The sequence below is a fragment of the Pigmentiphaga litoralis genome, assembly GCF_014651835.1.
Lineage (GTDB): Bacteria > Pseudomonadota > Gammaproteobacteria > Burkholderiales > Burkholderiaceae_B > Pigmentiphaga > Pigmentiphaga litoralis.
On sequence record NZ_BMXQ01000001.1, the window covers coordinates 3,284,155 to 3,303,151 of the forward strand.

The window sequence follows — 18,997 nt, forward strand, 5'->3', positions numbered from 1 at the left end:
ACCTTACCGGGCCGCCACGTCACCGCCCGCTTTCATGAAGGCGGCCCACTTGGCGCGTTCGGCACGGTCGAACGCCGCAAAGTCCTTTTGCGCGTCGTTGGTCAGGTCCATGCCCAGTTCCACCACCTGCTTCTGCACGGCCGGCTTGGCAAGCACCGTCTGCACGGCGCGGGTGACCGCGTCCTGGATCGGACGCGGGGTGGCCACCGGGGCATACAACGCATACCACTGCGACACGTCATACCCGGTGTAGCCAAGCTCCTGCATGGTGGGCACCTCGGGCAGTGCAGCGGTCCGCTTCGAACCTGTCACGGCCAGAGGCGTCAGCACGCCCGCCTTGACCTGTGGCAAGGCCACCGGCAAGCCCGCGGCCATGAAGTCCAGATGGCCACCGCGGATGTCGGTCACGGCCTGCGCCTCGCCCTTGTACGCCACCTGCACGATCTTGACGCCTGCGCTGCGCACCAGCATCTCGCCCGAGATCTGCCCGGTCGATCCCGGGCCCATCGACGCAAAGCTGAAGCCGGTCGGCGCCTGCCTGGCCTTGTCGACCAGGGCAGGCATGGTCTTGATGGGGGACTGGCTGTTGACCACGAACACGTTCGACAAGGACGCCAGATGGATCAAGGGCGAGAACTCGGCAGGCGTGTAGGGCAACTTGGCGTCCATGGCGGGCGCAATCGTCATGATGCCGGCGCTGGCCACGAACAGGGTGTAACCGTCGGCGGGGGCACGCGCGGCGTACTCGGCCGCAATGGCGCCGGCCGCGCCCAGCTTGTTCTCGACGATCACCGGCTGTTTCCAGGTGTCGCCCAGTTCCTGCGCAATCAGCCGCGCCAGCACATCGGGCCCGCCGCCGGCGGCCTGCGCCACGATCAGCTTGACCGGACGGGACGGGTACGGCGCATCGGCCGCGGTGGCGCTTGTCGCCAGTGTCAAGGCCGTCATGGCGGCTACGGCAGCCAGGGCCGCACAGGGAAAGGTCAACGGGAGTCGGGTCATGGTTGTCGTCTCTCTTTATCGTTTGTCTCGCTGCGGCTTTTCTTGCGTCCGCAGTCGGTCAGGTGCACGCAGGCCAGCTCGACGCGGGTCACGCGTCCTGGGTCAGCAGGCTGTCGGCCGGCAAGCGGTCGGCATGGCCGCTTGCTTCGTCCGCGATCAAATCCTTCAGTATGCGTCGCACCCGGATCGCCGCAAGGTCTGACGACAGCAGCACCGGCTTGAGCGAATCCAGGTCCGTCGTCCCCATGCGCTGCTGCACCGCTTCGAGCATGGGCTTGTCCTGCTCATGGAAACCCACCTGCTGCCAGTTCGTCGTCTCCTGATCGGCCTTGGGATCGTCGAGCAGATAGTTGCGCGAACTCGCGTAGAAATAATGGGTCGTGGTGTCGGTAGCGGGGGTGACGATGTGGGTGCCGCGGCGCAGGATGCCGGCGGTGCGCGGCTGGCCGACCGGCGTCACGCCGACTTCCAGCTGGCATGCACCCGGTGCACGCCAGTGCATGTCCAGCCAGTACGACACCGGCGCGGCAGGATCCGCCAGGAATGGCGTGAATGACTGCGGCGCCCGCGTGGACGGGATCGTTCGGCGGCTGTCCAGGGTGTGGCCGGTCTGCGTGACGTCGTGCGGCGCAACCAGCAGCTCATCGGTCTTCTGGTAGGGCGCGTGCAGGAAGTTGACGTGTGTCAGGTCCATCAGGTTATCGACCACCAGTTGGTAGTTGGCCTGTTGCAGCATGACATTGCCGATCGTCTTGAATGCCGGGTCGGCCAGGTGGCGATACTCGGGCACCTCGCTGGCATCGGCGCGGGCGGGGTCGCCCATCCATATCCAGACCAGCCCGTCCTGTTCGACCAGCGGGTAGGCGCGCACGCGGGCGGCGCTCGGAATGCGCTGGTCGCCATGCGGATTTTCGACACAGGCGCCCGAGCAATCGAACTTGAGCCCGTGATAGCCGCATTCCACCGTGTCGCCGATGAGCTGACCCAGGTGCAGTGGTGCAAACCGGTGCGGACATCGGTCGGCAATCGCGACCGGCTTGCCGTCGAGCTGCCGGTACAGCAGCACGGGTTCGTCAAGAAGCGTGCGGGGCCGCAGCACCCGGGCGACTTCGTGTCCCCAGGCCGCGACATACCAGGCGTTGCGCAAGTAAGCCATGCAAGATCCTTATGAAGCCACCCGGCGGGTGGAAAACAGGACCCCATGCTAGGCAGCGCAGGCAGGCCGCACAAACGAAACTTCCTAAGTTCAGAGTTGACGGATTTTCATGCCAGCGCGGCTGGATCGTTGCCAAGCGCATCGATATCGTTGCGAAACTCATCGATCAGCCAAGCGCGAAAGGCCATCGCCTTGCTGCTCAGCGGGCGATCGTCGGGGTACACCAGGTAATAGGCGCCCGGCCCTTGCACCCGCAAGTCCCACGGCGACACGAGCCGGCCGGCGGCCAGTTCCTTGACCACCATGCGAGGATCGACCACGGCCAGCCCCAGTCCCGACTCGGCGGCCTCGATGACCAGATTGCGGCTTTCCAGGGTCAGCTGACGCTGCGACGGATCCCGCGTGATGCCAGCCGCCGCACACCACAGCGCCCAGTCTTCGGGACGCGCCTTGGCGGCCAGCAGGTCGTGCCGCAGCACATCGGTGTAATGCTCGAGCGCGTGACGCGCGCGCACCGACGGATCACAGACCAGCACCAGGTATTCGTCCTGCAGGAATTCGGCGGTCAGGCCGGGCCAGCACCCGTCGCCGTAGAACACCGCGCAGTCGACGTTGTCGTGATCGAAATTGGTGTCGATACGCGAAATGCGGATCTCGGTATTGGCAACCTGCGCGGGAAACCGCGTGAAGCGCGGCAAGAGCCATCGGGTGGCGAAGGTATGCAGTGCACTGACGACCAGGTCGCGTTCGGGCGCGGGCCGGGCCGCTTCCTGCAGCGCATCGTCCAGCTCGGCCAGGCAGGTCTCGACCCGCGCGTGCAGCCGCCGGCCAACGTCCGTGAACGCCAGCCCGCGGCCATGCCGCAGAAACAGCTTGGCGCCCAGCCGCTCTTCAAGCGCGCTCAACTGATGACTCAGCGCCGACGCCGTCAGATGCATGTCTTCGGCCGCGCGCATCAGGCTCTGGTGACGCCCGATGACCAGGAAACTGCGCAGATGATTGAGCGGCAGGTGATTCAGGTTCAAAGGGTGTGACGGTGCACGCGGGGTCTGCGAAGTCATGGGGTGTCTCATGCAGGTCGGCAAATAAACCCGGCTGCCAGGGGGCCGGACCACGTTCCAGTCTAGCCCGGCAGGGGTGGAGCGTTCGCCACGGGTCATTCTCTTCCCCGATACCCCGGCGTTCTACACCGTCCTGCGCACGAGGTGGACTAGTCCATCACTGTCATGTCATTCTCACCAAAGGCTGATGGGCGCAGGCCAAACGCCGCAGCACAATGACCTCGCGGATATAACAGTCCGGGTTGCGTACCGCGAAGCGACACCGGGCATCACACAGCGCGGTCCTAGGGAATCGACATGCCAAAAGTAAAATACGGAGACTGGAAACAACTGGTGGACAAGGACGTCATCGCGACAGTCGGCGGCGCGCGCCACGTCGGGACCGTGATCGGCGTCAACCCGTTCCGCTCGGTAGCATGCGGCGCGCCGCCCTGGATGCTTGCGACGCCGGATGGGTCCGTCTATTTCGATCCAAGTGTCGAGAGCGTCGATATCGAGGTGATCGACCTTGCGCCCAACACGACCTCGCAAAGCTACGACCGGGAAGACGTCGAGCGCTGGGCACGCGAAGCCGGCCTGCTGCGTGAAGGCATGCGCATCAACGAAGCCCACATCACCTTTGCATTGATGGTGGCGGCGCGTTGCGCGGCAGCCGGCGACCGCTACGACAGCGGCGAAAGCAACGCCGGTGAAGACATCCGGGCCATGTTCGGCCTGAAGTAATTCGTGGGTGCGCGGCCGCGCACCCCGTTTTCTGTACGCCGATTGCACCGCCATGGATGAGCAAGGCTTGCCTGTGGACTGCACTCGGGTCGCGTGCACGCCACACTCTGGCGCCTGAACGCGGCATGACTCTCAAAAGTGGGACCTTTCTGGGACGCTGGCCGACGATCATGGTCGGGCACCCTGCGAGGGGCTCACCCGTGTCTGGCAGACGCCGCCCGACATGGACAGAAGAGAGGAGTGTCGTGATCCTATTTGTCTGGCGTCTTTACCCTGCGCGCGCCACTGCGCGCAGCGCGCACTGTCGTACTGTCGGAGGCACCCGGTGAATCGCATGGTCGGCGTGTCACCGGATTTCCGGCGCCGCTTCGCGCTTCATGTGCTGGTCCCGCTTTCAGGGCTGCTTGTCGCGATCACCGCCGCGCTCACCTTCGTCGTCGTTTCCACCACGACCCGGACCGACACCGATTCCATCAACGAAGAGCGCGCCATCATCCAGGTAGCGATTGCCGGGAGCCTGCGCGACCTTGGCGCCCAGCAGCGCAGCGTGGCCTTGTCGCGGCCGGTCGCCCGCGCGGCCGCGGATGCTTCCCTTGATGCGGCCTGGTTGAACGAGAACGTGGGCACATGGCTGCACGACATGTTTCGCCATGACCGGGTATTCATTGTCGACGGATCGGGCGAAGCGCTGTACGCAGCCATCCAGGGTGCCCAGGTCGCCGCCACCCGGTATGGCGATCTGGGTGCGTACCTGCGCAACACGGTGGCGGAGGTCGGCGCATCGGGTGAACAGCATGTCGGTCTGCTCAGATTCGGGGCCCAACCCGCGGCCGTCGCGGTCGCCCGGATCGGCCATGTCGATTTGCCCGGCAGGCCAGGCCACGACAATGCCGATCGCCCGAGTCGCCTGCTCGTCAATCTGAAGATGCTCGACGATGGCTATCTGGCGGATCTGTCACGCGACAGCATGCTGAGCGATCTCAGGTTTTCGGCGGTCGATGACGCCAGCGACGCGGAGCGCAGCATCGCGCTGCGCCAGGCGTCGGGCGAGTCGATCGGGTATCTGGTGTGGCGCCCCGATCTGCCGGGCACCAAGATGCGCGCCGCCATCATGCCGTTCATGCTCGCCGTACTGGCGGTGCTTGTGCTTGCAATGGGGTTGCTTGCGCGCCGGCTGTGGAAGTCGGCATTGCGCCTGTCGCAATCGGTGATCGAGTTGCGCGCAAGCGAGGCCCAGGCCCAGCACCTTGCCTTCCATGACGTGCTGACTGGCCTGCCCAACCGCGCACTGTTCGATCAGCGGCTGGCCGAGGCGCTGGCGGCCACGCAGCCGGGCGAGCGCGTCGGGCTGTTGCTGCTTGATCTGGATCGCTTCAAGCAAGTCAACGACACGCTGGGTCATCATGCCGGCGACGCGTATCTGAAGCAGGCGGCCATGCGCCTGTCCGCTCTGGCGCGACCCGGTGACACGGTGGCGCGCCTGGGCGGCGATGAGTTCGTGTTGATCCGGCCCGGCATGGCCGAGCGCACCGACGCCGAAGACCTGGCGTGCGCCGTCGCCGCCGCCATCCGCAAGCCCTTCCACCTGCGCGGCAATGAGATCTTTGGGTCGACCAGCATCGGTATCGCGGTCGCGCCTGACGACGCCCAGGACCGTGTCGATTTGATGCGCCGTGCCGACATTGCGATGTACGCCGCCAAGCGCGAAGGCCGCGACCGGTTTCGTTGTTTCGAGCCGGACATGGACGAGACGGTCAAGAAGCGGCAGGTGATCGCGGATGAACTGCGCATCGCCTTGCTCGACGCCAAGGGCCTGGACGTCCACTACCAGCCGCAGGTGAACCCGAGCGGAGCCATCGTCGGACTGGAAGCCCTGGTGCGCTGGACCCATCCGGTGCGCGGGGCGATCACCCCCGACGAATTCATTCCGGTGGCCGAAGAGACCGGGCTGATCGTGCCGCTTGGCGAATGGATCCTGCGTCAGGCCTGCGGCACCGCTCGACAGTGGCCCGGGCTGTTCATGGCTGTCAACCTGTCACCCGTCCAGTTGCGATCGCCCGACTTCGCCCTGCGCGCGATCGAGATCGTCGAAGCCGGCCATTGCAATCCTTCACAGATCGAACTGGAGGTCACCGAAGGCATTCTGGTGGGCGACGATCCGGTGTCGAACCTGGCGCTGGCCCGCCTGCGCCGTGCCGGCTTCAAGGTGGCGCTCGATGACTTTGGCACCGGCTATTCCAGCCTCAGCTATCTGCGCCGCTTTGAAGTCGACAAGATAAAGATCGACCGATCATTCACGCAGAACCTGTGTTCCGACGCCAACTCCGCAGCCATCGTCGGATCGGTGGTCGCGCTGGGCCGCGCCATGGGCATCACCGTGACGGCGGAAGGCGTTGAAACCACGCACCAGATGACTGCGCTGGTGGACGCCGGATGCGACGAGCTTCAAGGTTTCCTGTTCTCGCGCGCCGTGCCTGCCAGTTGCCTGGCGGCGCTGTTCAAGGAGCGCGAAGTGGCGTTGGCGGCCTCCTTGCCGTAAGCCTGCAACCGGCGGCTGGTTTCCTTTTGCGAAACAACAAGTTTGCGGCTGTGTAGTTATCAAGCTTCTTGTCGACGCCTACCATGGGCGCATGTTCAAGCAAGGAGCAAAGACCATGGTCATCGAGCCATCCGGCCAGATCCTCGGCGCCACCATTCAGGGGCTGGATCTGTCGCGCGCATTGTCCCCCGATGCCTTCGCCGGCATTCTTGCCGCACTCGGTCAGCATGGCGTGCTGCGTTTTCCCGCGCAGACCATTGATGCCGCGGCGCTCAAGGCGTTCTCGGCCCATTTCGGCGGGCTGCAGACGACACTCTCTCCGGTGAACGAGCCAGGTTTTCCGGAAGTCAGCATCCTGTCGAACATCGTCGAGAACGGCAAGCCGATTGGCCTGTCGGACGCGGGCCAGGACTGGCATACCGACATGTCCTACAACGCGACGGTTGGCTTTGTGAACGTGCTCTATGCCATCAAGGTGCCCCGCCGCGACGGCAAGGCGCTCGGCGCCACCAGCTTTGCCAACATGCACGCCGCGTACGACGACCTGCCGGCCGACATCCGGGAACGGCTTCATGGCGCGACCGTGCTGCACGACTTCAACAAGTTCTGGGAAAACATGCGGTCGCGGCCGGGTAGCGAACGGCCGCCACTGACGCCCGAGCAGCGCGCCAAACGGCCGCCATCGGCGCACCCGCTGTTCCTGACGCATCCGATCACCGGTCGCAAGGTGCTGTACTGCAATCCGGGCTATGCCATCCGGATCAACGAACTTTCGCAAGCCGAAAGCGATGCCGTGCTGGATATGCTGACCACGCATCAGTTGCAGGAAAAGTATCAGTACACGCATCAATGGACCGAAGGCGACGTGCTGATGTGGGATCACCTTGGCACCCTGCATACCGCGTGGCCGGACTACCTTCCGCATGAACACCGCCTGATCAAGCGCTGCCAGGTCATGGCCGACCGCATTTTTGAACCGGACTTCCTGCCGCCGTCGGTGCGGGCGCTGGCCGCAACGCGCGGCGAGTCACGCGTTGCCGGCCGGGCCTGAGCCCGCCATGTTTGCCTCTCTGGAAACCCGGCTGGCCCGCGCCAGCTCCATCGAAGACCTGCGGCAGATGGCCAGACGCCGCCTGCCGCGTCTGGTGTTCGACTTCTTTGACGGCGGCGCCGAAAGCGAATCGACGCTGGACGACAACCGCTTGGCCTTCGAACGCGTGCGGCTGCGCCCCAAGGTACTGGTTGACGTCAGCAACGTTTCGACCGACTGCGAGGTACTGGGCGCGCCCGCAGGTTTCCCCATGGCCATCGCGCCCACGGGCGGCGTGGGTTATGGACGCCTGGGCGGGGACGTCGCGATCGCGAAGGCGGCGGCGCGCATCGGCATTCCCTACACCCTGTCGACCAGCGCGACCGCATCGATCGAACGCATCGCGCGCGAAGCGCCCGGCCGGCTGTGGTTCCAGGCCTATGTGCTCAAGAACCGCGAATTCCTGCTCAAGCTGATCGAGCGCGCACGCGTGGCCGACTACGAAGCGCTGGTGATCACGGTCGATCTGGCCGTGGGCGGCAATCGCGAGCGCGATCTGCGCAACGGCTTTCGTACGCCGTTCCGGCTCGGTCCGAAAAGCCTTGGCGACGTCGCGCGCCACCCGGGATGGGCCCTGGCCGTATTGCGGCATGGCTTTCCGGTCAATGAAAACCTGATCGGCCTGCAACGCGACGTGTCGAGCGTGGCAGGCGTGGCCGCAGCCGTCGGCCGCAACTACGACCCCTCCTTCGATTGGGATCGGCTTGCCGAGATCCGCGCCTTGTGGCCGCGCAAATTGATCGTCAAAGGCGTGCTGCGGGGCGATGACGCCGACCGGCTGGTGCGGCTGGGCTGCGACGCCATCATCGTGTCCAACCATGGCGGCCGGCAGCTGGATGGCGCCAGCGCAACGCTCGACGCCTTGCCGGAAGTGGTGGCCGCGGTGGCCGGACGCGTGCCGGTGCTGATCGATGGCGGTGTGCGGCGCGGCGTCGACATCGTGAAGGCCCGCGCCCTGGGGGCGCAGGCCGTCCTGGTCGGGCGCGCCACCTTGTGGGGCGCCGTTGCGGCCGGGGATGCCGGCGCGGAACGCGCACTGCAGATACTGACCAGCGAACTGGTGCGCGCCATGAAGTTGTGCGGCACCCCGCGCGTCGACGCGATCGGCCCCGACCTGCTTGCACCGCCTGCCGGCGCAGCTTCCCGCGCGGCATCCACATTCATGACAAGGAGCAGCGCATGCGCTGGATGAGATACACCGCGGGCGGAAGGACGCACTACGGCATCGCCCAAGGCGACCGGGTACAGCGTGTGACGGGCGATCCCTTTACGGGCTATATCGCGGAAGACGACTGGCACCCGCTTGCCGAGGTCAGGATCGAGGTCCCGGTAATCCCCCGCACTTTTTATTGCGCTGGCCTGAACTACGCGGCGCACGCGATCGAGGCTGCCCGCAAACGTGGGGTCGAACCCAATCTGCCGAAGCAGGCCGACATCGGCTACCGCGCGAACAACGCGCTGATCGCGCACGGCGACGCCGTCGTGATCCCGCCCGACGCGCAGAAGATGCAATACGAGGGTGAACTGGTCGTTGTGATCGGCAAGCAAGCCAAGCACCTGACACCCGACACGGCGCTGGATTGCGTGCTGGGCTACACCATCGGCAACGACGTCAGCGAACGGGTGTGGCAGCGGTCCGATCGCACCTTGTGGCGGGCCAAGAACACCGACACGTTCAAACCCATGGGGCCGTGGATCGACACCGACTTCGACCCGGCGCAGGCCACCACCACGGTCAGCGTGAACGGCCAGGTCAGCACCACCTTTGCCACCAACGACATGCTGTTCGGCGTCACGACCTTTCTGTGCGCCATGAGCCAGTACATGACGCTGTGGCCGGGGGATGTGATCTGGATGGGCACGGATGGATCGTCGCCCGACCTGAGTGCAGGCGATGTCGTCGACGTGACGATCAGCGGATTGGGCACGTTGAGCAATCGATTCGTGCAGGGGGAGTGAGATGGCCATGGACATCCCGCATGCGTTCAGTGAACTGCAAGCCGTGATTGGCTGCCAGCAGGCCATCCACCGCTTTTATGCCGCGCTCGATGCGTCCGATATGGATGCCGTCAGTCTGGCGATGGCCGAAGACGGCGTGTGGCACCGCCAGGGCCAAGCGCTGCGCGGTCCGGCGTCCGTCAGGGCCGCCCTGGCGCAGCGCCCCGCCGGCCGGCGCACTGCCCATCTGGTGCAGAACCTGGTTGTCGATGTCATCGATCCGGGCCAGGCGCAGGCGCAGTTCATGACGCTGGTGTATCGGCACGATGCGGATGCGCCCGTGACTGGCGCCGCGCCACTGGGTGCGCCATTGTCGATCTCGTTTCACCGCGAACGCCTGGTGCGCGGCGACAGCGGCGTCTGGCAATTCGTTGAAAAACGCTCGGAGCGGCGCTTCGCTTCCTGATGTCAGGACGGCACCGCCGTCGATGTGACCGCCCCGATCCGCACTACCCGCCTAGCCGGGGATACACCCGGCATGCGGGCTTCCAAGGAGACACGCATGACCCCGCAAACCTTTACCTTCCCTCGTCGCCGCGCTTTGCGCGCCGTCACCTGCGCGGCCGCTGCCGCGGTCCTGGCCGCCGCCGGGCTGACCACTGCGCACGCACAGACCACGCCGCCTGTGTCGTCAGGGGCACCGAAAGGCTCCGCCTTCCCGACACGCCCCATCACGCTGGTGATCGGGTATGCGCCAGGCGGGGGCACGGACATCGTTGGCCGGGTGCTCGCGCGCGAACTGGAAAACGTGCTTGGACAACCGGTTGTGGTCGACAACAAAGCCGGTGCCGGCACCCTGATCGCCACCGAGTACGTGGCGCGTGCACCCGCCGACGGCTACACCCTGTTCTTTGCGACCAACGGCATGGTGATCAATAGCCTGCTCAAGGATCCGGCGCCGTATGACGTCGTCAAGGACTTTGCGCCCGTCGGCATGGTGACGGTGCAATCGCTGGCGCTGATCGTCCGGCCCGGGCTGAACATCCACTCGGTCAAGGACTTGATCGCCTACGCCAAGGCACGGCCCGGCAAACTCAATTTCGCGTCGTCGGGTCATGGCAATGCGCAGCACGTTGCCGGAGAGGCCTTTGCTGCCGCGACCGGCATCGACATCGTGCACGTCCCCTACAAGGGTGCGGGCCCTGCCATCCAGGATCTGATCGCCGGGCGCGTCGACATGATGTTCACCGGCTTGCTCGGCCTTAAGGATCACATCGCGGCAAAGCGTATGATTCTGTTGGCGACGACCGGCCAGTCCCGCACGCCGGCCACGCCCGACGTGCCGTCCGTATCGGAAGCCGCCGGCATTCCCGATTACGCCGTCGACTCCTGGCAGGCCATCTTTGCACCCGCCGGCACGCCGCAAGCCGTCATCGACAGGCTCAGCCAGGCGCTGCAGCAGGTCGGCCAGGCAGGCCGCCTTGCCGACCGGTTCAAGGACGAAGGCATGGACGTGCGGGTCTCGACCCCGCAAGCCTTGCATGACTTCATCGTCAGGGACCGGCGCCAGCTGGCCGGCATCGTCGACCGCATCAAGAAGTGACGTCTCAACCCCTTTGCCCGAATAGCGAACCGCCCATGAACTCCGTCCCACAGACCACGTTGACCCAGATGCTTGCCGCCCGATACGGCGCGGCGGCGGCGGGGGCCGATGATCTCAACGGCACCCTGGCCACCTTGCTGGGGCACCGCTCCGTGCGCACCTACACCGACGCCCCCGTGCCCGAGGGCACGCTGGAACTGCTGGTGGCGGCGGCCCAATCGGCATCGTCGTCCTCGAACCTGCAGGCCTGGAGCGTGGTGGCCGTAACCGACCCCGCGCGCAAGCAGCGCCTGGCCCATCTGGTGGGCGACCAGAAACACGTTGAAGACTGCCCGCTGTTCCTGGTGTGGATCGCCGACCTGGCGCGCCTGCGCAGCCTGGGACTGCGCCGCGGCATGCCGCACGCCAGCCTCGATCACCTCGAAATGTTCCTGGTCGCGACCATCGATGCCGCGCTGGCTGCGCAGAACGCCGCCGTCGCCGCCGAATCGCTGGACCTGGGCGTGGTGTACATCGGCGGCATCCGCGACCGGCCCGAAGAGGTCGCCGCGGAACTGAACCTGCCGCCGAACACCTTTGGCGTCTTCGGCATGTGCATCGGCTACCCCGACGCCACACGCCCCGCCGCCGTCAAACCGCGCCTGCCGCAGGCGGCCGTGCTGTTCCGCGAGCAATACGACGCCACCACCCTGGAAACCGCCACCGACAGCTACAACGCCGTCATGGCGCAGTTCTATCAGAGCCAGGGCATGAAGCCCAAGGGCGAATGGGATCAGCACTCGCTGCAACGCGTGCGGGGTCCGGAAGCCATGAAAGGCCGTGACCAATTGGTTGAGGTGCTCAACCGGATGGGCTTCGCGCTGAAATGATGGCCTGATGCGCTGGCATCGGCGGAATGAAAACGGGCGCTTGTTCAGCGCCCGTTTTTTTTGCCTGCTGCCTGGCCTTATTGCAGCGTCGTCTTGGTGTGCTTGAGCAGCACCTGGTAGTCGCCAGAGTCCTTCTTCAGCATCTCGCGCAGTGCGTCGGGGGTCGACGTGCGCACCTCCATGCCTTGCGCGGCCAGGGTCTCGACAATGCGCGGCGACTTGGCCGCCTTGGCGATGGCGGCGTTCAGCCGCTCCACCACCGGTGCAGGCGTGCCGGCCGGCGCCAGCACGGCTTGCCATGTGCCCGCTTCGAAACCCGGCAATCCGCTCTCGGCCACGGTCGGCACATTGGGGGTCGCGGGATTGCGCCTGGCGCCCGTCGTGGCGATCAGGTTCAGGCGGCCTTCGTTCACATGTTCCATGTTGCCGACCAGCGAACTGAACATCACGTCGACACGGCCCGCCAGCAGATCCGTCATGGCGGGCCCGGTGCCCTTGTACGGCACGTGCACCATCTCGATCTTGGCCGCCGTGCGGAAGGCCTCGCCCGCCAGATGCTGCGCCGATCCGTTCCCCGACGACGCAAAGTTGACCTTGCCCGGATTGGCCCTGGCATAGGCTATCAAGTCCTGCACCGTGCGCAGCTTGAGCCCCGGCGTGACAAGAATGCCCAGCGACTGCACAGTGGTCAGCGACACCGGCTGGAAATCCTTGACCGGGTCGTAGGTCGGCTTGTCATGCAGCAGCGGCGTGATCACGAAGGCGTTAGTGCCGAAGAGCAGGGTGTAGCCGTCGGCCGGCGACCGGCGCACCGACTCCGTCCCCACCAGCGTTCCGCCACCCGCGCGGTTTTCCAGGACGACGGTCTGGCCCAGGTCGGCCGACATCTCCTGCGCCAGCATCCGGCCAACGATATCGGTCGCGCCGCCCGGTGCGTACGCAACCACCATGCGGATCGAATGCGACGGAAACGCCTGTGCCTGGACCTGCCGGGCAAACACGGCCGCGCCAGCCAGGAGAACGACGGTGCCAGCAATCTTGAGCAGGTTCAAAGTTGAAGCGCGATGGGCAACGGGCGCCGGGACACAACGAACGCGTGGGCTGAAAGGGACCATGGATGTCTCCGCAAGGGTCGATACGCCGGCTTGAAAGCCTGACTGTTATGAGGACGGCTCGCGGACGGAATGCACCCTTCCCCGAAACAATGCCGAGCGGTCATTATTCGGCGTGGGGCCAGCCCCATCAAGATGACAGTGCTAAATTGATAATTTCCAGATAAGAAACCGACAGGGCGACAAGGAGAGGATGTGGACGAACTGAGCTGCCTGCGCATGTTTCTGGAGGTGGCGCGACGCAACAGCTTTTCGGGCGCCGCGCAGCACTTTGGCGTGTCACGCGCCACCAGCACCAAGCAGGTCGCCTGGCTGGAAAAATCATTCGGCGCCAAACTGCTGAACCGCACGACCAAACAACTTGGCCTGACGCGCGCCGGGCTGGAAGTCGTGGAGAACGGCAGCGCCCTGCTCCAGCAATACGATGAACTGCGTGAGTCCGTCAACAATCTGTCGGGCGACGTCTCCGGCATCGTCCGCGTGGGCGTACCGCCGTCCTTTGGCACGCGGCGCCTGCTGCCGGTGATCCGCGACTTCTACGCCCGCTACCCCGACATCCAGATCGCGTTGAGCCTGCTCACCGTGCGCAAGCAGGAAACGTTTGTCGAACAGGGACTCGATGTCGGCATCATCATCGTGCCGGTGCTCAAGGACGCCAGCTACGTCGCCATCCCGCTGGCCGGCGCGCCGCAAGCCCTTGTCGCGTCACCCGCCTACCTGAAGCGCCACGGCCGCATCCGCACGCCCCAGGACCTGGTCGATCACAACTGCCTGGTCAACTGGAACAAGTCCCCCACCGGCATCTGGAACTTCACCGGCCCCGACGGCCCCGTGTCCGTCCGCGCGCACGGCTCCCTGCGATCCGACTTTGGCGACGCGCTCAAAGAGGCCGCGCTCGCCGGACTGGGCGTCTCCATGCACCCGTACTACATGATCGCCGAAGAGATCGAACAGGGTCTGCTCAAGGTGGTGCTGCCCGACTACGAACCGTCGGCCCTGGATGTCTATGCGATCCACTCGTCGCGCAAGAACATGCCGATGCGGGTGCAGCTGTTTGTTGAATTCCTGAAGGAATGGGCGAAAACGCCGAAGGCGTGGAGCAAGTCGGGGTAAGCAGCAACGTCGCCCGGACTGGGTAAAGCGCCAGCCCGCCGATACCGCCGATAGCGGCTCCGAAGTGCGATTCTCCGGCTCGACAACTTTATGTATGTTGGTATACCATCATACCAACAGATCATTTTCCACCCGGTGCCGCACGCGCAGAGACCGCGTGCGCCCTCGGTCCGCCAGCTCTCTGGCGCCTCATGACACTCCACAGTAGAAGGACACCATGACCCATTTCGCCACCCTTCCCGCCCGCCCGTCGCGCCGCCTCGCCCTCATGGCAGTGGCCGCCATGTTCGCAAGCGCCACGCCGTTCATGGCGCATGCCGCGTACCCCGACAAGACCATCACGCTGGTCGTGCCCTTCGCGCCGGGTGGCAGCTCGGACATCATTGCGCGCAACATTGCGCCTGCGCTGAGCGCCAAGCTGGGGCAGACCATCGTGGTCGAGAACGTTGCGGGCGCGGGCGGCATGCTGGGCACGCAGCGCGCGGTGCGCGCCTCGGCCGATGGCTACACGATCCTGTTGGGGTCGGGATCCGAGATCCTGATCAACAAGCTCATCAATCCGGCGGTGGGCTATGACGGCATGAAGGATCTGGCGCCGGCCGTGTTCATCGGCACGGGTCCGATGGTGCTGCTGGGCAAGCCGACCCTGGCCGCCAGGACGGTGCCGGAACTGCTGCAGCTGGCGCGCGCGGAGCCAGGCAAGCTGAGCTATGCGTCGGCCGGCAATGGCACGCCCATGCATGTGGCCGGCGAGCTGCTCAAGATGCGCGCCAAGATCGACATGACGCATGTGCCCTATCGCGGCGCGGCGCCGGCGTTGGTGGACCTGTTGGGCGGGCAGATCGACCTGGGCGTGTCGACGCTCAGCGCGGCGCAGGTCCATATCAAGTCGGGCAAGTTGAAGGCGCTGGCGGTGACCAGTGCCAAGCCGTCCGACCTGGCGCCCGGCATTCCGGCAATGGGTCAGCAACCCGGGCTGGAAGGCTTCGACCTGGGTGTGTGGTTCGGGCTGTTCCTGCCGGTCAAGACGCCTGGCGACATCGTGCAGAAGGTGCAGGCCGCCTCGCAGGATGTGCTGCGCGATCCGACCATCCGCGAAAACCTGGCCGATCAGGGCATCACGGCATCGGGTGCGTCGGCCGACGAGCTGCGCACGTTCATGGCGGCCGAGGTCGAGAAGTACCGGGCCGTCGTGAAGGCCGCCAACATCACCGCGGAATGACGCCACGCGCGCACCGCTTCTTCCTTACTGTCTGACTGGAACGCCATGACCCACGGAATTCGCAAGATCGTTACCTATACCGAAGACACCTTTATCGAAGGCGGCAAGGAAGCCCCTGTCCCGCTGCGCCTGTTCGCAGTCGCCGCCGTGCTCAAGAATCCCTGGGCCGGTGAAGGCTTCGTCGACGACCTGAAGCCGCAGATCCATGCGGTTGCCCCGATCCTGGGCGAGCAGATCACCAACACGTTGCTGGGCCTGACGGGCGGCGGCGATGCGATCGAGGCGTATGGCAAGGCTGCGGTGGTGGGCAGCAATGGCGAGATCGAACATGCGTCGGCGCTGATCCACACGCTGCGCTTCGGCAACTTCTATCGCAAGGCCGTGGGCGCCAAAAGCTACCTGAGCTTTACCAATGTGCGCGGCGGCCCGAACTGCGCGATCTCGATCCCGATGATGCACAAGCACGATGAAGGCATGCGGTCGCACTATCTGACGCTGCAGTTCGCGATCAACGATGCCCCGGGACCGGATGAGATCGTGGTGGCGCTGGGCGCATCGATCGGCGGCCGGCCGCATCACCGCATTGGCGACCGCTATCAGGACCTGGCCGACCTGGGCAGCAATCATGCCTGAACGTCTTCCTGTCAAAGGCACGTTGCCGCAGACCGCCTGGCGCCGGACCGGACAAGGCGAGCCTGTCATTCTGATCCACGGCGTAGGCATGGCGCAGTCGGTGTGGCAGCCGCAGGTCGATGACCTGTCGCGCGACCACGAGGTCATCGTCTACGACATGCTGGGCCATGGCGACAGCACCTTGCCTGCGGAAGGGGCGACGCTGGCCGACTATGCCGCGCAGCTGGCGGACCTCATGGACCACCTGGGCATGGCTGCCGCGAACATCGTGGGTCATTCGATGGGCGCGCTGATCGCGCTTGAATTTGCGTTGACGCGGCCCGAGCGCACCTTGCGTGTGGCGGCATTGAACGCCGTGTTCCAGCGCACGCCGGAACAACGCGCGGCGGTGCAGGCACGTGCGCAAGCCCTGACGCAGAGCGGCTTTGCGGCCACGATCGGGCCGACCATCGACCGGTGGTTCGGCACGCCGGTGCCGCCTGACCTGCGCAACGCGGCGGACCTGGTGGCCGGGCTGCTGACCCGGGTCAGCCCGACCGGTTACGCGCGCACCTATCGCCTGTTCGCCAGCAGCGATGCGGTGCATGCCAGCCGCTTGCCCACCCTGGCCATGCCTGCGCTGTTCCTGACCGGCGAATTCGATGCGAATTCCAGCCCGGCCATGTCGCACGCGATGGGCCAGCTGGCGCCGAATGCGGTGGTCAAGGTGCTGCCCGATGCCCGCCACATGATGAACCTGACGCATCCGGGCGATGTCAACGCCGCGTTGCGAACCTTCCTGGCCATGCCGCGAGACGTGGAATACTTCGATATCGAATCGAAGAATCAGGAAGTCCATGACGATGTCAGTCCCTAACGCCGCTTCCCTCAAGGTCGATCGCAGCGCCAAGACCTTGCGAGAGCTGTCGCTGGAGAAAATGCGCGACGCCATTCTCAACGATCACTTCAAGCCCGGCGAACGCCTGGTCGAGCGCACGCTGTGCGCGCAGCTGGACGTCAGCCGGTCGATCGTCCGGGAAGTGTTGCGGCACCTTGAAACCGAAGGCCTGGTCGAGTCGATTCCCTATCAGGGCCCGGTGGTCGCCCGGCTGGACAGCGGGCAGGCCGCGCAGATCTACGAGATCCGCGCGCTGCTCGAAGGCCACGCGGCGCGTCTCTGCGCCGAGAAAGCCAGCGATGACATGATTGCAAGATTGAGCGAGCTCAATGATCACATCCATGCCGCGTTCGGCCGCAACGACTTTGCCCAAGTCATGGCGCGCACCGCCGACTTCTATGAGGCCATGTTCGCGGGCAGCGGCATGACCGTGGCGTGGGGCGTCGTCCAGTCGCTCAATGCCCGCATCAACCGCCTGCGCGCCGTGACCATATCGTCCGCCGGCCGCCGGGCCGACGCCGCCGCCGAAATGGCAAAGCTGGTCAAGGCCCTGAAAGACCGGGATCCGGACGCGGCGCAAGAGGCGTCCCAGGCCCATGTCCGTCATGTGGCGGCGATTGCAGCCAAACGCCTGGCCGAGTTGGGTTAACGTTGCAGACTGCCAGACCGGCTCCCTGGGCCGGCGAACGACATTCAAGGAACGCCATCGATATGGACAAGACAGACAAGCAGGGCATCACCACCACCATCGTCCACCGCGACCGCCGCGTCGGCGTGGAATTCGGCGCGCTGCGCTCCCCCGTGCATATGTCGGTCCAGTATGGTTTCGAGAAAGTCGAAGACCTGATCGGCATGTTCCAGGGCACCAAGAAAGGCGCGTTCAACTACGCCCGGCAAGGCACGCCCACGTCGGCCATGCTCGAAGCGAAGATCAACGAGCTTGAAGAAGGTGTCGGCACCGTCTGTTTCGCCACCGGCATGGCCGCGATCACCGCCGTCTTCCTGACCTTGCTCAAGGCCGGGGATCACATCGTTGCCAGCCAGCACGTCTTTGGCAACACCAACAGCCTGTTCGGCACGCTGCGCCAGTACGGCATCTCGGTCACCATGGACGACCTGACCGACGCACAGCGCGTGGCCGATGCCATCACGCCGGCAACCCGCATGGTGTTCGTCGAGACCATCGCCAACCCCGGCACCCAGATCGTCGACCTCCAAGGCATCGGCGACATCTGCCGCGACAAGGGCCTGGTCTACGTGGTCGACAACACCATCACGTCGCCCGCCCTGTTCAAGCCCAAGCGCGTGGGCGCCACGCTGGTCATCAACTCGTTGACCAAGACGCTGTCGGGCCACGGCGCCGCCTTGGGTGGCGCGGTCACCGACACCGGCTTGTTTGATTGGGCAAGCTATCCCAACATCTCCAACACGTATCGGGACGTGGCGCCCGCGCAGCAAGGGCTGCAGCAGATCCGCAAGAAGGGGCTGCGCGACATGGGCGCATCGCTATCGTCCGAGCATGCGAACCAGATTTCGATCGGCATGGAAACGTTGACGCTGCGCGTGCGCCAGAGCAGCGAGACCGCGCAGGCACTGGCTGAATACCTGGTATCGCATCCCGCCGTCGGCCGCGTGTCCTACCCCGGCTTGCCCGACCATCCGCAGCACGCCCGCGCCAAGGAATTGTTCCGCGCCAACGCCTGGCTACTGTCGTTCGAGCTGCGCGACGCCAGCCAGACCGTGGCGTTCATGAATGATCTGACCATTCCGATCAAGGCGACAGGCCTGGGCGATACCCGCACGCTCGTCATTCCGGTCGCCGCCACGATTTTCTGGGAAGCCGGCCCGGAAAAGCGCAAAGAGATGCATATTCCTGACGGCTTCATCCGCGTCTCGGTGGGCCTGGAAGAAGCGGAGGATCTGCTGGCGGACTTTGCGCGCTGCCTGGACAAGGTGGCTGGGAAGGGCTGACTGCCGTCACGGGCCGCCCCCGTGCTGGGAGTCGTAGCGCGCTCCGGGCGCGACTCCTGCTACACCTTGACCATTCCGTGTCCAGGAG

Annotated in this window: 18 protein-coding genes; 14 read left to right on the forward strand and 4 right to left on the reverse strand. The window is 65.4% G+C overall.

Annotated features, from left to right (window positions below; all coding sequences use genetic code 11):
- Positions 1-3 precede the first annotated feature (3 nt).
- From IE116_RS14940 to IE116_RS14950, 3 genes are all read right to left on the reverse strand, one after another.
- On the reverse strand, positions 4-1,002 hold the full coding sequence (locus tag IE116_RS14940) for a Bug family tripartite tricarboxylate transporter substrate binding protein (protein WP_189613649.1): 999 nt from the start codon (positions 1,000-1,002) through the stop codon (positions 4-6).
- An 88-nt stretch (positions 1,003-1,090) separates the two neighbouring features.
- Positions 1,091-2,158 carry an aromatic ring-hydroxylating dioxygenase subunit alpha gene (locus IE116_RS14945; protein WP_189613650.1) on the reverse strand — a complete coding sequence of 356 codons (1,068 nt, stop codon included), beginning with the start codon at positions 2,156-2,158 and terminating at the stop codon, positions 1,091-1,093.
- 107 nt (positions 2,159-2,265) lie between these two features.
- Positions 2,266-3,219 carry a LysR substrate-binding domain-containing protein gene (locus tag IE116_RS14950; protein ID WP_229828188.1) on the reverse strand — a complete coding sequence of 318 codons (954 nt, stop codon included), beginning with the start codon at positions 3,217-3,219 and terminating at the stop codon, positions 2,266-2,268.
- Positions 3,220-3,516: 297 nt separating this feature from the next.
- On the opposite strand from IE116_RS14950, the gene IE116_RS14955 reads away from it, so the two are divergent.
- The 8 genes from IE116_RS14955 to IE116_RS14990 all read left to right on the forward strand — a co-directional run bounded on the left by IE116_RS14955 (position 3,517) and on the right by IE116_RS14990 (position 11,981).
- The gene (locus IE116_RS14955) at positions 3,517-3,942 is read left to right on the forward strand and encodes a hypothetical protein (protein ID WP_189613652.1); all 426 of its coding nucleotides are present in this window, start codon (positions 3,517-3,519) and stop codon (positions 3,940-3,942) included.
- Between the two features lie 334 nt (positions 3,943-4,276).
- Complete coding sequence (locus tag IE116_RS14960; RefSeq protein WP_229828481.1) at positions 4,277-6,481, forward strand: putative bifunctional diguanylate cyclase/phosphodiesterase; 2,205 nt, start codon at positions 4,277-4,279, stop codon at positions 6,479-6,481.
- Positions 6,482-6,596: 115 nt separating this feature from the next.
- Positions 6,597-7,532 carry a TauD/TfdA dioxygenase family protein gene (locus tag IE116_RS14965; RefSeq protein ID WP_189613657.1) on the forward strand — a complete coding sequence of 312 codons (936 nt, stop codon included), beginning with the start codon at positions 6,597-6,599 and terminating at the stop codon, positions 7,530-7,532.
- Between the two features lie 7 nt (positions 7,533-7,539).
- Positions 7,540-8,763 (forward strand): alpha-hydroxy acid oxidase, encoded by a 1,224-nt coding sequence (locus tag IE116_RS14970; RefSeq protein ID WP_189613659.1) that lies wholly within the window; start codon positions 7,540-7,542, stop codon positions 8,761-8,763.
- On the forward strand, positions 8,751-9,530 hold the full coding sequence (locus tag IE116_RS14975) for a fumarylacetoacetate hydrolase family protein (RefSeq protein WP_189613661.1): 780 nt from the start codon (positions 8,751-8,753) through the stop codon (positions 9,528-9,530). Before IE116_RS14970 ends, IE116_RS14975 begins: the two co-directional genes overlap by 13 nt.
- 7 nt (positions 9,531-9,537) lie before the next feature.
- The gene (locus IE116_RS14980) at positions 9,538-9,975 is read left to right on the forward strand and encodes a nuclear transport factor 2 family protein (protein WP_189613662.1); all 438 of its coding nucleotides are present in this window, start codon (positions 9,538-9,540) and stop codon (positions 9,973-9,975) included.
- A gap of 96 nt (positions 9,976-10,071) precedes the next feature.
- The gene (locus IE116_RS14985; protein ID WP_189613665.1) at positions 10,072-11,112 is read left to right on the forward strand and encodes a Bug family tripartite tricarboxylate transporter substrate binding protein; all 1,041 of its coding nucleotides are present in this window, start codon (positions 10,072-10,074) and stop codon (positions 11,110-11,112) included.
- Positions 11,113-11,147: 35 nt separating this feature from the next.
- Positions 11,148-11,981 (forward strand): NADPH-dependent oxidoreductase, encoded by an 834-nt coding sequence (locus IE116_RS14990; RefSeq protein WP_229828189.1) that lies wholly within the window; start codon positions 11,148-11,150, stop codon positions 11,979-11,981.
- A gap of 77 nt (positions 11,982-12,058) precedes the next feature.
- Here IE116_RS14990 and IE116_RS14995 read toward each other — a convergent pair whose 3' ends face one another.
- On the reverse strand, positions 12,059-13,096 hold the full coding sequence (locus IE116_RS14995; RefSeq protein ID WP_189613666.1) for a Bug family tripartite tricarboxylate transporter substrate binding protein: 1,038 nt from the start codon (positions 13,094-13,096) through the stop codon (positions 12,059-12,061).
- Positions 13,097-13,288: 192 nt separating this feature from the next.
- Between IE116_RS14995 and IE116_RS15000 the strand changes: the two genes are divergently transcribed.
- The 6 genes from IE116_RS15000 to IE116_RS15025 all read left to right on the forward strand — a co-directional run bounded on the left by IE116_RS15000 (position 13,289) and on the right by IE116_RS15025 (position 18,909).
- Positions 13,289-14,206, forward strand: a complete 918-nt coding sequence (locus IE116_RS15000; RefSeq protein ID WP_189613668.1) for a LysR family transcriptional regulator — start codon at positions 13,289-13,291, stop codon at positions 14,204-14,206.
- 217 nt (positions 14,207-14,423) lie between these two features.
- Positions 14,424-15,428, forward strand: coding sequence for a Bug family tripartite tricarboxylate transporter substrate binding protein (locus IE116_RS15005; protein ID WP_229828190.1), 1,005 nt, complete (start codon positions 14,424-14,426; stop codon positions 15,426-15,428).
- Between the two features lie 45 nt (positions 15,429-15,473).
- A complete protein-coding gene (locus IE116_RS15010) occupies positions 15,474-16,061 on the forward strand; it encodes an amino acid synthesis family protein (protein ID WP_189613670.1) in 588 nt (195 codons plus the stop codon).
- Positions 16,054-16,917 carry an alpha/beta fold hydrolase gene (locus IE116_RS15015; RefSeq protein WP_189613672.1) on the forward strand — a complete coding sequence of 288 codons (864 nt, stop codon included), beginning with the start codon at positions 16,054-16,056 and terminating at the stop codon, positions 16,915-16,917. Before IE116_RS15010 ends, IE116_RS15015 begins: the two co-directional genes overlap by 8 nt.
- The gene (locus IE116_RS15020) at positions 16,898-17,587 is read left to right on the forward strand and encodes a GntR family transcriptional regulator (protein WP_229828191.1); all 690 of its coding nucleotides are present in this window, start codon (positions 16,898-16,900) and stop codon (positions 17,585-17,587) included. Before IE116_RS15015 ends, IE116_RS15020 begins: the two co-directional genes overlap by 20 nt.
- Before the next feature lie 62 nt (positions 17,588-17,649).
- Positions 17,650-18,909, forward strand: a complete 1,260-nt coding sequence (locus IE116_RS15025) for a cystathionine gamma-synthase family protein (protein WP_189613673.1) — start codon at positions 17,650-17,652, stop codon at positions 18,907-18,909.
- The last annotated feature ends 88 nt before the right edge of the window (positions 18,910-18,997 follow it).

What these genes read in the sequence shown, in the direction of transcription:
- IE116_RS14940 (WP_189613649.1), bottom strand. Translation starts at nt 1,002, where the DNA reads ATGACCCGACTCCCGTTGACCTTTCCCTGTGCGGCCCTGGCTGCCGTA.
- IE116_RS14945 (WP_189613650.1), bottom strand. Translation starts at nt 2,158, where the DNA reads ATGGCTTACTTGCGCAACGCCTGGTATGTCGCGGCCTGGGGACACGAA.
- IE116_RS14950 (WP_229828188.1), bottom strand. Translation starts at nt 3,219, where the DNA reads ATGACTTCGCAGACCCCGCGTGCACCGTCACACCCTTTGAACCTGAAT.
- IE116_RS14955 (WP_189613652.1), top strand. Translation starts at nt 3,517, where the DNA reads ATGCCAAAAGTAAAATACGGAGACTGGAAACAACTGGTGGACAAGGAC.
- IE116_RS14960 (WP_229828481.1), top strand. Translation starts at nt 4,277, where the DNA reads ATGGTCGGCGTGTCACCGGATTTCCGGCGCCGCTTCGCGCTTCATGTG.
- IE116_RS14965 (WP_189613657.1), top strand. Translation starts at nt 6,597, where the DNA reads ATGGTCATCGAGCCATCCGGCCAGATCCTCGGCGCCACCATTCAGGGG.
- IE116_RS14970 (WP_189613659.1), top strand. Translation starts at nt 7,540, where the DNA reads ATGTTTGCCTCTCTGGAAACCCGGCTGGCCCGCGCCAGCTCCATCGAA.
- IE116_RS14975 (WP_189613661.1), top strand. Translation starts at nt 8,751, where the DNA reads ATGCGCTGGATGAGATACACCGCGGGCGGAAGGACGCACTACGGCATC.
- IE116_RS14980 (WP_189613662.1), top strand. Translation starts at nt 9,538, where the DNA reads ATGGACATCCCGCATGCGTTCAGTGAACTGCAAGCCGTGATTGGCTGC.
- IE116_RS14985 (WP_189613665.1), top strand. Translation starts at nt 10,072, where the DNA reads ATGACCCCGCAAACCTTTACCTTCCCTCGTCGCCGCGCTTTGCGCGCC.
- IE116_RS14990 (WP_229828189.1), top strand. Translation starts at nt 11,148, where the DNA reads ATGAACTCCGTCCCACAGACCACGTTGACCCAGATGCTTGCCGCCCGA.
- IE116_RS14995 (WP_189613666.1), bottom strand. Translation starts at nt 13,096, where the DNA reads ATGGTCCCTTTCAGCCCACGCGTTCGTTGTGTCCCGGCGCCCGTTGCC.
- IE116_RS15005 (WP_229828190.1), top strand. Translation starts at nt 14,424, where the DNA reads ATGACCCATTTCGCCACCCTTCCCGCCCGCCCGTCGCGCCGCCTCGCC.
- IE116_RS15010 (WP_189613670.1), top strand. Translation starts at nt 15,474, where the DNA reads ATGACCCACGGAATTCGCAAGATCGTTACCTATACCGAAGACACCTTT.
- IE116_RS15015 (WP_189613672.1), top strand. Translation starts at nt 16,054, where the DNA reads ATGCCTGAACGTCTTCCTGTCAAAGGCACGTTGCCGCAGACCGCCTGG.
- IE116_RS15020 (WP_229828191.1), top strand. Translation starts at nt 16,898, where the DNA reads ATGACGATGTCAGTCCCTAACGCCGCTTCCCTCAAGGTCGATCGCAGC.
- IE116_RS15025 (WP_189613673.1), top strand. Translation starts at nt 17,650, where the DNA reads ATGGACAAGACAGACAAGCAGGGCATCACCACCACCATCGTCCACCGC.